Source organism: Candidatus Binatia bacterium (assembly GCA_036382395.1).
GTDB lineage: Bacteria > Desulfobacterota > Binatia > HRBIN30 > HRBIN30 > JAGDMS01.
Window position 1 is genome coordinate 1 of the sequence record DASVHW010000213.1, and the last position, 7,726, is coordinate 7,726.

The following is a 7,726-nucleotide window of genomic DNA, read 5'->3' on the forward strand; positions in this document are numbered from 1 at the left end:
GCTGGCGTTGGCCCACTCCTTGTACCAGAACCCGATCAAGGCGTACGAGCACAGGCCCACACCTTCCCAGCCGACGAACATGAGCAACAGGTTGTCGCCCAGGACCAGGGTCAGCATCGAGAAGGTGAACAGATTCAGCCACGCGAAGAAGCGCCAGTACGACTTCTCGTCGTGCATGTAGCCGATGGAGTAGATATGGATCACGCCGCCGACGCCGGTGACCACCAGAAGCATCAGGGTGGATAACGGATCGGCGAGCAGCGCGATGTCGGCATGCAAGCCACCGATGTCGAGCCAGGTCCAGAGATGATCGATCAGGAAGCGTTGCTCGGGCTCCATGCCGAGCAGTTGAACGAACACCCGCACGGAGAGCAGGAAGGCGATGACCACCGGAGCGCAGGCGATGAGGGAGATGGCGTGCTTGCCAAAACGCCGCTGGATGAGCACGCCCGGAATGCCGTTCACCACTGCGCCGAAGAGCGGCAACAGGACAATCCAACGCAGATAATCGACTGAGATCGGATGCTCCATTCGAGGACCGCCTCAACCCCGCAGTGTTTCCGTCGCCTCCACGTCGATGCTGTGGAAGTTCTGGTAGATCCCGAGCACGATGGCCAACCCGATCGCCGCCTCTGCCGCCGCCAGCATGATGACGAAGATGGCGAACACCTGGCCGTCGTACTGCCCGGAGCTGAAGCGGGAGAAGGCCAGATAGTTGATGTTGGCCGAATTCAAGATCAGCTCCACCCCGAGGAGAATGCCGATGGCGTTGCGCCGCGTCAGCACGCAGTAGAGCCCGAGGGCGAACAGGATCAAGCTCACGATGAGATAGTGCGCCAGCCCGATGCTCATTCGTCTCTCAACTCCTTGCGCGACAGCACCACCGCGCCGATCAACGCCGCCAGCAACACCATCGAGGCCAGCTCGAACGGCAGAATGTAGTCCCCCAGGAGGCCGTTGCCGATGGCGTAGGTGCTCGGCGCCGGTGTGCCGGGCGCCACGCTGTGCCAGGTGGTGTTCAGCACGGCCTTTGCCATCACGCCGGCGATGCAGGCAACGACGATCAACGCCGGCAATCGGCCCACCGAGCGATTGGAGATGCGCACGTCGGCGATGCGGTGCGTCAGCATGACGGCGAAGATCATCAACACCATGATCCCGCCGACGTAGATCAGCACCTGGATCACCGCCACGAAGTCGGCTGCCAGCAACACATAGAGCCCGGCAACTCCCATGAACGTGCCCATGAGCGAGAAGGCCGAGTAGACGATGTTGGGAGAGAACGCCACGCCGGCGGCCGAGATGATGGTGACCCCGGCGACCAGGTAGAAGACCAGATCGCCCAGGGACAGGCCGCTCATTCCGCCGCCCCTCCCGTGGAGGCCGGCGCCTTGGTTTCGGGTGCGGCGAATTCTTCGATGTAGCGCATGCCGCGATCGAGCAGCGGGAGAATCTCCGGGTCGGTTTCGCCGGTCTTCTTCATCTTATAGGCCGTCACCGGTTCCTTCACGAAGCGCCGAATCAGGCTTTCGAGCGAGTAATCGGCGCCCTCGAATTCCGGCGTGTGGTGAATCGCGCCGGTCGGGCAGGGCTCGCTGCACAAGCCGCAGTACATGCACTTGGCCATGTCGATGTCGAAGCGCTTCAGGACCATCTCGCGTGTCTGCTTGTCCTTCTCGGCGTCGATGACGATGCAGTCGATCGGGCAGGCGCGTTCACAGGCCAAACATCCGGTGCAAATCTCGAGATCGACTTCCAGGATGCCGCGATAGCGGAAGGGCAGCGTGTCCTGCACCCGCATGGGCATACGGTCCGGATACTGGATGGTGACCGGCCGCCGCACCAGGTACGAGAGGGTAACGGCCATGCCATCGAGCACGGTGACACACGTCTCCTTGATGTTGCGCAGGTAGCCGCTCTTCTTCATCTCTCCTCACGACAACGGGCTGAGATACATCTGCCCTCGTTCACGCACACGCGCGCGGCGCAGGTGGAACGCCACGCGCCGGAAGAAGTACCACACGATGGCCAGGCCGACGAGCGCCATCAGGTGCTGCGCCACGACGTTGCCGTGCGGCCAGATCACGATCCACGCGGCGGTGCCCAGGATGTTCACGAACGAGAACGGCACGAGGTACTTCCAGCAGACCGCCGTCAGCTGGTCGACACGCACGCGCGGCAGGGTCGCCCGGACCCACATCGCCACCAGCACCCAGAAGTACGACTTCACGAAAAAGGTCAGAAACTCCAGCACGGCCTGCAGGACCGCGTTGTGGGTGAGCGGCGGGATCTGCCAGCCGCCCAGGAACAGCGTCGTGACCACCGCACCGATGATGTAGAGGTTGCCCCACTCGGCCAGGAAGAACATCAGGTAGCGCACGCCGGTGTACTCGGTGACGAACCCGGCAACCAGCTCCGACTCGGCTTCCGGCAAGTCGAAGGGCGTGCGGTTTCCCTCCGCCAGCGCCGACGTGAAGAAGATGAAGAAGGCAACGAAGGTGAACGGGTTGTTGAAGACAAACCAGGTGTGCGGCGCCCAGCCCTGCTGGCTGATGATGCCTTGCATGCTCAAGGTGCCGGTGAGCAGCACGATCGGCATGATCGACAGGCCGGTCGGGATTTCGTAGCTGACGATTTGCGCCGCCGAGCGGATGCCGCCGATGAGCGACCACTTGTTGTTCGACGCCCACCCCGCCATCAAGATGCCCACGACCACCAGCGACGTCACCGCGGTCACATAGACGATGCCGACGTTCAGATCGGCGATGATCAAACGGCTCCCAAAGGGAATCACCACGAAGGTCGTCAAAAAGCCGAGCACGACGATGTACGGGGCCAGGCGGAAGAGCCGGGAGTCGGCTTGCGTGGGGATCAGGTCCTCTTTCATGAACAGCTTGATGCCGTCGGCGAGCCACTGCAGAATGCCCTGCGGCCCGACGCGGTTCGGTCCGATGCGCCCTTGCATCCGCGCCCACACGCGGCGTTCGACGAAAGTGGTGATGCCCGATACCGTGAGGACGAACACCAGGATGACGATGAGGGCGAAGACCACCATGCCGCCGGCGTACACCAGGTCGCGCGGCACGCCGGCGAAGTAGCCCTGAGCGATCAGACTATCAAGGAAGCCTTGCATCAGTCCTGAGTCCTGAGAGTCTGTGAGGAAATTGGTACGAAGGCAAATGAGATTTCGCCAGCACACTCTGTGTGAGCGGCCGAAGGTCGCCCATGGTGGTATAGGCTTCCAGCCTGTACCAGTGAAGGTGCGGCCGAACGGCCGCCGGGCTAGTACAGGCTGGAAGCCTATACCACCGGCATTGCGCCTCTTTGGCGCAACGCAAGGCGGAATCGCCGTGGTCGCGGACCACGCATTTCCTCACAGCCTCTGAGTGCTGAGTCCTGAGGGGCGGGTGCATCGTCCCGTTCTTCATTCCCCGCTCCTGGTCTCCGTTCTCAATTCCATCGCGGGAGCCCTCACCGATCCACCTCCGGCGCCACGATGTCGAGGCTGGCGATCACCGCGACCAGATCGGCGATCATGAGGCCGGGGGACAGCCGGTCGATGATACTCATGGCGGAAAACGAGCCGGTGCGGATCTTACAACGGTAGGGGAACTCACTGCCGTCGCTGACGGCGTACCAGCCCATGTCGCCGCGCGCACTCTCGACGCGGAGGTACGCGTCCCCCGCCGGCGGCTTGAACTTGCGCGGCACCTTGGCGATGACCGGACCGTCAGGCAGTTGCTTGAAGCACTGCCGCACGATGCGCACGCTCTCCTTGATCTCGCGTACGCGCAGCATGTAGCGGTCGAAGCAATCGCCGACGGTGCCCATCTCCCCCGTGCCCACCGGCACATTGAACTCCAACTCCGGATACACCGAGTACGGTTCATCGCGCCGGACGTCGTACTGCACGCCCGAGGCCCGTAGATTCGGGCCGACGAGATTGTAGTTGATGGCGGCCTCCGGCGTGACGGGCGCAATGTTTGCCAGCCGCTCGACGTAGATCTTGTTGTAACTGATGAGGTCGTTATGTTCGTCGAGGTACGGCTCCAACTGGTCGAGAAAGGCCAGGGTGTGTTCCGCGAAATTCGGCGGCAGATCCCAGGCCACGCCGCCGATGCGCATGTAGTTGTACGTCAGGCGTGCACCGCACAGCTCTTCGAGGAGGTCGTTGATCTTCTCACGCTCGCGGAAGGTGTGGAAGAACGGCGTCATGGCCCCGATGTCGAGGATCATGGTGCCGAGGTAGAGGAGGTGGCTGGAGATGCGGTTCAGCTCCGCCGCGATCACGCGGCAGTACTCGCCGCGCTTCGGTACCACGATGCCCCCCAGCTTCTCGCACACCATGCTCCAGCCCTGGTTGCAGAACATGGCGGCGACGTAATCCACCCGGTCGGTGTACGGCATGAAGCCGTGGTAGCCGACCTTCTCGGAGATCTTCTCGATCGAGCGGTGCAGATAGCCGACGTCGGGGATGGCTTCGCGCATCACCTCGCCGTCCGCTTTGATCACGAAGCGCAGCACGCCATGGGTGCTCGGATGCTGCGGCCCCATGTTGAGGGTCATCTCTTCGGTTTCCAAGCCGGTGTTGCCGACCTGTTGCACTTCGACTTCGAAACCAGAGAGGCTCATGCGCGATTCCCGTGGCTGATCAGCGGAGCTGGCTTTCACGGTGCGTGCTGATGCCGTGATACTCTTCCGGTTCGACAAAATCCTTGCGCAGCGGGTGCCCGATCCAGTCCTCCGGCATGAGGATACGGCGCAGGTCTGGATGGCCCTCGAAGGTCACGCCCAGCAGGTCGTAGATCTCCCGCTCGAGCCAATTGGCCGCCTTCCAGATACCTTCCACCGTCGGCACCACCGGGTTGTCGCGCGGCACGTCCACTTTGAGCACGATCTGGTGCCGGTGCGTATAGGAATAGAGATGATACACGACCTCGATCTGCCCCTTGGCTTTGTAGTCAACGCCAGACTGGTTGGAGAGACAGTCGAAGTGCAGATCCGGTTCGTCGTGCAGCAAGCGGCAGACATCGACGATCACCGCCGCTTCGACGGACAGAGAAGGGTTCTTCGCCTTCAGATCACAATCGCCGACACCCGCCTCAAAGCGCGCTTTGAGGCGCTCATGAATTGCTGCCGCATCCATGTTGGAAGACGACTACGCCGCCGCGACCCCACTGACCGGTTCCTTACGGACCAGCCATTTCTCCTTCATCATCTTCTCTTGCAGCTTGAGGATGCCTTCGGTCAGTGCCTCCGGGCGTGGCGGGCAGCCGGGGACGTACACGTCCACCGGGATGACCTTGTCCACGCCGTCACAGACCGAGTACGCCAGCTGGAAGAGCCCACCGCAGTTGGCGCAGCTTCCCATGGAGATGACGTAGCGCGGCTCCGGCATCTGTTCGTAGAGCAGCTTCGTCCGCAACGCCATCTTCAACGTCAGGGTACCCGCCACGATCATCAGGTCGGACTGGCGCGGTGAGGAGCGGGGGACGGCGCCAAAGCGGTCGCAATCGGCTCGCGGCGCTTGGGTCTGCATCATTTCGATGGCGCAACAGGCTAAGCCAAAAAGCATCCACCAGATCGACGACTTCCGTGTCCAGTTGAGGAACTCATCGGCCTTGGTGGTGAGCACCATCTCGGGCATCGAGTTGATCAGCGACATCGTCAGGTATTCCTTCGAGGCCTACGCGGCCTCGTTGAGCCGGTCCCGCTCCGGTTGGGTACCGGAGGTGCGTACCCGCTTGAGCCATTCGAGATCGCCCTTTACCCAGACGTACGCCACGCCGACGAACAGGATGGCGAGGAACAAGCTGATTTCAGCCAGTGCAAAGATGCCGCGGCCGTTGTTCACCCATTGTTTGAACACCGCCGCGACTGGATAGATGAAGGCGATCTCGACATCGAAGATCACGAAAATCAGTGCGATGAGATAGAAACGAATGTTGAAGTTGATCCATGCGCCACCGGTCGGCGGCTCGCCGCATTCATAGGTTGTGAGCTTCAAGGCTTCGGGATTGGCAGGGCGTACCAAGCTCGCGAGCGCCAGCAGCGCACCAACGAAGAGGAAGGTGATAACAAAGAAAACCAATACGTTGGCAAATTGGAAATACATTTCTAATAGGTCGGCTTTCTTGATTAAGCCATCCTGCTTCCGCCTAACACAAGCCCCCCCGGCGAGTCAATTCGAGGTTGCGCGCATACGATGCCGTGTTTTCCCGTAGAGAGGCGCGAGATCGAGACCATCTAACCGCGGCGTGCGCCGAAGGAGCTGGAGAACGAACACGCCCGGCTTTGCACATAAACCCCTGCCGGGCGCCCTTCGAGACGCCGCCACAAGAAGGCGGCTCCTGTGCCCATGAACACGCGCCTGCTCCGTCGCCCAGGGCGTTGCCCTGGGCTCATGGCTTGCCGCCCTTTCAGGGCTGAGACCAAAAGACTCAAAACCTCGACGGTGATGAGCCCCAACGGGGCGGCCATTCATCAGCCTGGGGCATCGCCCCGGGCGGTGGCGTCGGGCGCGATCGGGTTCATGGGCCCTTCAAACCGGCTTCCGCCGGTTCGGGCTCTCAGGCCGAGCGGTTCGGTGCTTGATTGTTGACAGCTTCTTATCCGCTCACGCTGAGGAGGCCCCGTCTCAGGAGCTGTCTCGAAGCGTGCCCGTTTGGAAGAGACTTTATGTGCAAAGCCAACACGCCCCGAACCCTCACCAAGGGGTTCTTTGAGTTTGGTAGAGGCGCTGCACCCCCCTCCTGGTCTCTGGGTCGAGTGTAGGCCAACCCAGGCCGGTCAGAGAGCCTCACATGCCACCTCCCCATTGGCACGCAACGGCTCGCCGGTTGTCGTGAAGGTGATCTCGTGTCATACGTTTTGTATGACGAAGACGATTTCGGTTCGCCTTGATGAGAAGCTCGTGGATGCGGTCGATGCGGCCGGGGAGTCCAGCCAACTCGGGCGCTCTGACGTGGTACGAGAAGCGCTGCAGCTGTGGTTGCGGCAGCGACGCATTGCCAACAAGGTGCGGCGCCATCGCGACGGATACGCACGGCAGCCCGTGAAACCGGATGAATTTCCCCCGGTGCTTGGAGCGCAGCGGTGGCCAAAGTAAGCCGCGGAGAAATCTGGCAGTTCAGCTTTCCGAGCCCGGATAAACGTCGGCCGGTCTTGGTGCTGACGCGACAGCAACTGATCCCTCATCTGCACACGGTGACGGTGGCTCCGATCACCAGCACGATTCGAGGCATTCCATCGGAGGTGGTGATCGGCCCCGAGTGTGGGTTGAGAACGACGTCCGCAATCAACCTCGATCACCTCGCGACGGTTCCGATTGCAGGCCTGCGCAGCTTCGTCGGAACGGTCTCGGTGAACGTGTTTGAGGAGGAGATCCGCGCCGCCCTCCTGTTTGCCCTCGGCTTTTTTGATGATACCGGCCCCTGAACAGGGGCGGGCCATCGCGGTGGGCTGTGAGAGATAGGGCGGTAGCCGCTCCGGCTTCGCGCTCGGTGCGAAGACCGCGATCTCGCAACGGATCAGCTCAGCTCCACTTTGCACGCACGAGCCTCGACGCCCCCTCGGGGGCGCCAGCCCGCAGCTGTGTGCGGCGTCGCGTGACTCGCTGCAAGCTTGGCGGCGCGATGGTCTCTGGACGGATGGCTTGCCGATTGGCTCGTGAGTCGGTTTGAAGTAGTCTCGCGTATATGGCTCAGACATTGCCCGTCCCACCACC

The 7,726-nt window shown here is 62.0% G+C and carries 11 protein-coding genes; 2 read left to right on the plus strand and 9 right to left on the minus strand.

Annotation, left to right across the window (positions count from 1 at the left end; all coding sequences use genetic code 11):
• The 9 genes from VF515_09890 to VF515_09930 all read right to left on the minus strand — a co-directional run.
• Positions 1-531: proton-conducting transporter membrane subunit (locus tag VF515_09890; GenBank protein ID HEX7407946.1), on the minus strand; the 531-nt coding region annotated here is incomplete at its 3' end.
• A gap of 12 nt (positions 532-543) precedes the next feature.
• A complete protein-coding gene (nuoK, locus tag VF515_09895) occupies positions 544-852 on the minus strand; it encodes an NADH-quinone oxidoreductase subunit NuoK (GenBank protein HEX7407947.1) in 309 nt (102 codons plus the stop codon).
• Positions 849-1,361 carry an NADH-quinone oxidoreductase subunit J gene (locus VF515_09900; GenBank protein ID HEX7407948.1) on the minus strand — a complete coding sequence of 171 codons (513 nt, stop codon included), beginning with the start codon at positions 1,359-1,361 and terminating at the stop codon, positions 849-851. Before VF515_09900 ends, nuoK begins: the two co-directional genes overlap by 4 nt.
• Positions 1,358-1,927 (minus strand): NADH-quinone oxidoreductase subunit I, encoded by a 570-nt coding sequence (locus tag VF515_09905; GenBank protein HEX7407949.1) that lies wholly within the window; start codon positions 1,925-1,927, stop codon positions 1,358-1,360. The genes VF515_09900 and VF515_09905 overlap by 4 nt, the downstream gene beginning before the upstream one ends.
• A 6-nt stretch (positions 1,928-1,933) precedes the next feature.
• Positions 1,934-3,133, minus strand: a complete 1,200-nt coding sequence (nuoH, locus tag VF515_09910; protein HEX7407950.1) for an NADH-quinone oxidoreductase subunit NuoH — start codon at positions 3,131-3,133, stop codon at positions 1,934-1,936.
• Between the two features lie 338 nt (positions 3,134-3,471).
• Positions 3,472-4,632, minus strand: coding sequence for an NADH-quinone oxidoreductase subunit D (locus VF515_09915; protein HEX7407951.1), 1,161 nt, complete (start codon positions 4,630-4,632; stop codon positions 3,472-3,474).
• Between the two features lie 19 nt (positions 4,633-4,651).
• Entirely contained in the window at positions 4,652-5,146 is a 495-nt protein-coding gene (locus VF515_09920) for an NADH-quinone oxidoreductase subunit C (protein ID HEX7407952.1), read from the minus strand.
• Positions 5,147-5,158: 12 nt separating this feature from the next.
• Positions 5,159-5,665 carry an NADH-quinone oxidoreductase subunit B family protein gene (locus tag VF515_09925; protein ID HEX7407953.1) on the minus strand — a complete coding sequence of 169 codons (507 nt, stop codon included), beginning with the start codon at positions 5,663-5,665 and terminating at the stop codon, positions 5,159-5,161.
• Between the two features lie 21 nt (positions 5,666-5,686).
• Positions 5,687-6,115 (minus strand): NADH-quinone oxidoreductase subunit A, encoded by a 429-nt coding sequence (locus tag VF515_09930; GenBank protein ID HEX7407954.1) that lies wholly within the window; start codon positions 6,113-6,115, stop codon positions 5,687-5,689.
• Positions 6,116-6,874: 759 nt separating this feature from the next.
• On the opposite strand from VF515_09930, the gene VF515_09935 reads away from it, so the two are divergent.
• Both VF515_09935 and VF515_09940 read left to right on the plus strand, forming a co-directional pair.
• The gene (locus tag VF515_09935) at positions 6,875-7,108 is read left to right on the plus strand and encodes a ribbon-helix-helix domain-containing protein (protein HEX7407955.1); all 234 of its coding nucleotides are present in this window, start codon (positions 6,875-6,877) and stop codon (positions 7,106-7,108) included.
• Positions 7,096-7,437, plus strand: a complete 342-nt coding sequence (locus tag VF515_09940; GenBank protein ID HEX7407956.1) for a type II toxin-antitoxin system PemK/MazF family toxin — start codon at positions 7,096-7,098, stop codon at positions 7,435-7,437. Before VF515_09935 ends, VF515_09940 begins: the two co-directional genes overlap by 13 nt.
• Positions 7,438-7,726 lie beyond the last annotated feature (289 nt).

Excerpts from the sequence above, each read along its gene's own strand:
- VF515_09915 (HEX7407951.1), bottom strand. The coding sequence starts at position 4,632 with ATGAGCCTCTCTGGTTTCGAAGTCGAAGTGCAACAGGTCGGCAACACC.
- VF515_09930 (HEX7407954.1), bottom strand. The coding sequence starts at position 6,115 with ATGTATTTCCAATTTGCCAACGTATTGGTTTTCTTTGTTATCACCTTC.
- nuoH (HEX7407950.1), bottom strand. The coding sequence starts at position 3,133 with ATGCAAGGCTTCCTTGATAGTCTGATCGCTCAGGGCTACTTCGCCGGC.
- VF515_09925 (HEX7407953.1), bottom strand. The coding sequence starts at position 5,665 with ATGTCGCTGATCAACTCGATGCCCGAGATGGTGCTCACCACCAAGGCC.
- VF515_09920 (HEX7407952.1), bottom strand. The coding sequence starts at position 5,146 with ATGGATGCGGCAGCAATTCATGAGCGCCTCAAAGCGCGCTTTGAGGCG.
- VF515_09900 (HEX7407948.1), bottom strand. The coding sequence starts at position 1,361 with ATGAGCGGCCTGTCCCTGGGCGATCTGGTCTTCTACCTGGTCGCCGGG.
- nuoK (HEX7407947.1), bottom strand. The coding sequence starts at position 852 with ATGAGCATCGGGCTGGCGCACTATCTCATCGTGAGCTTGATCCTGTTC.
- VF515_09935 (HEX7407955.1), top strand. The coding sequence starts at position 6,875 with ATGACGAAGACGATTTCGGTTCGCCTTGATGAGAAGCTCGTGGATGCG.
- VF515_09905 (HEX7407949.1), bottom strand. The coding sequence starts at position 1,927 with ATGAAGAAGAGCGGCTACCTGCGCAACATCAAGGAGACGTGTGTCACC.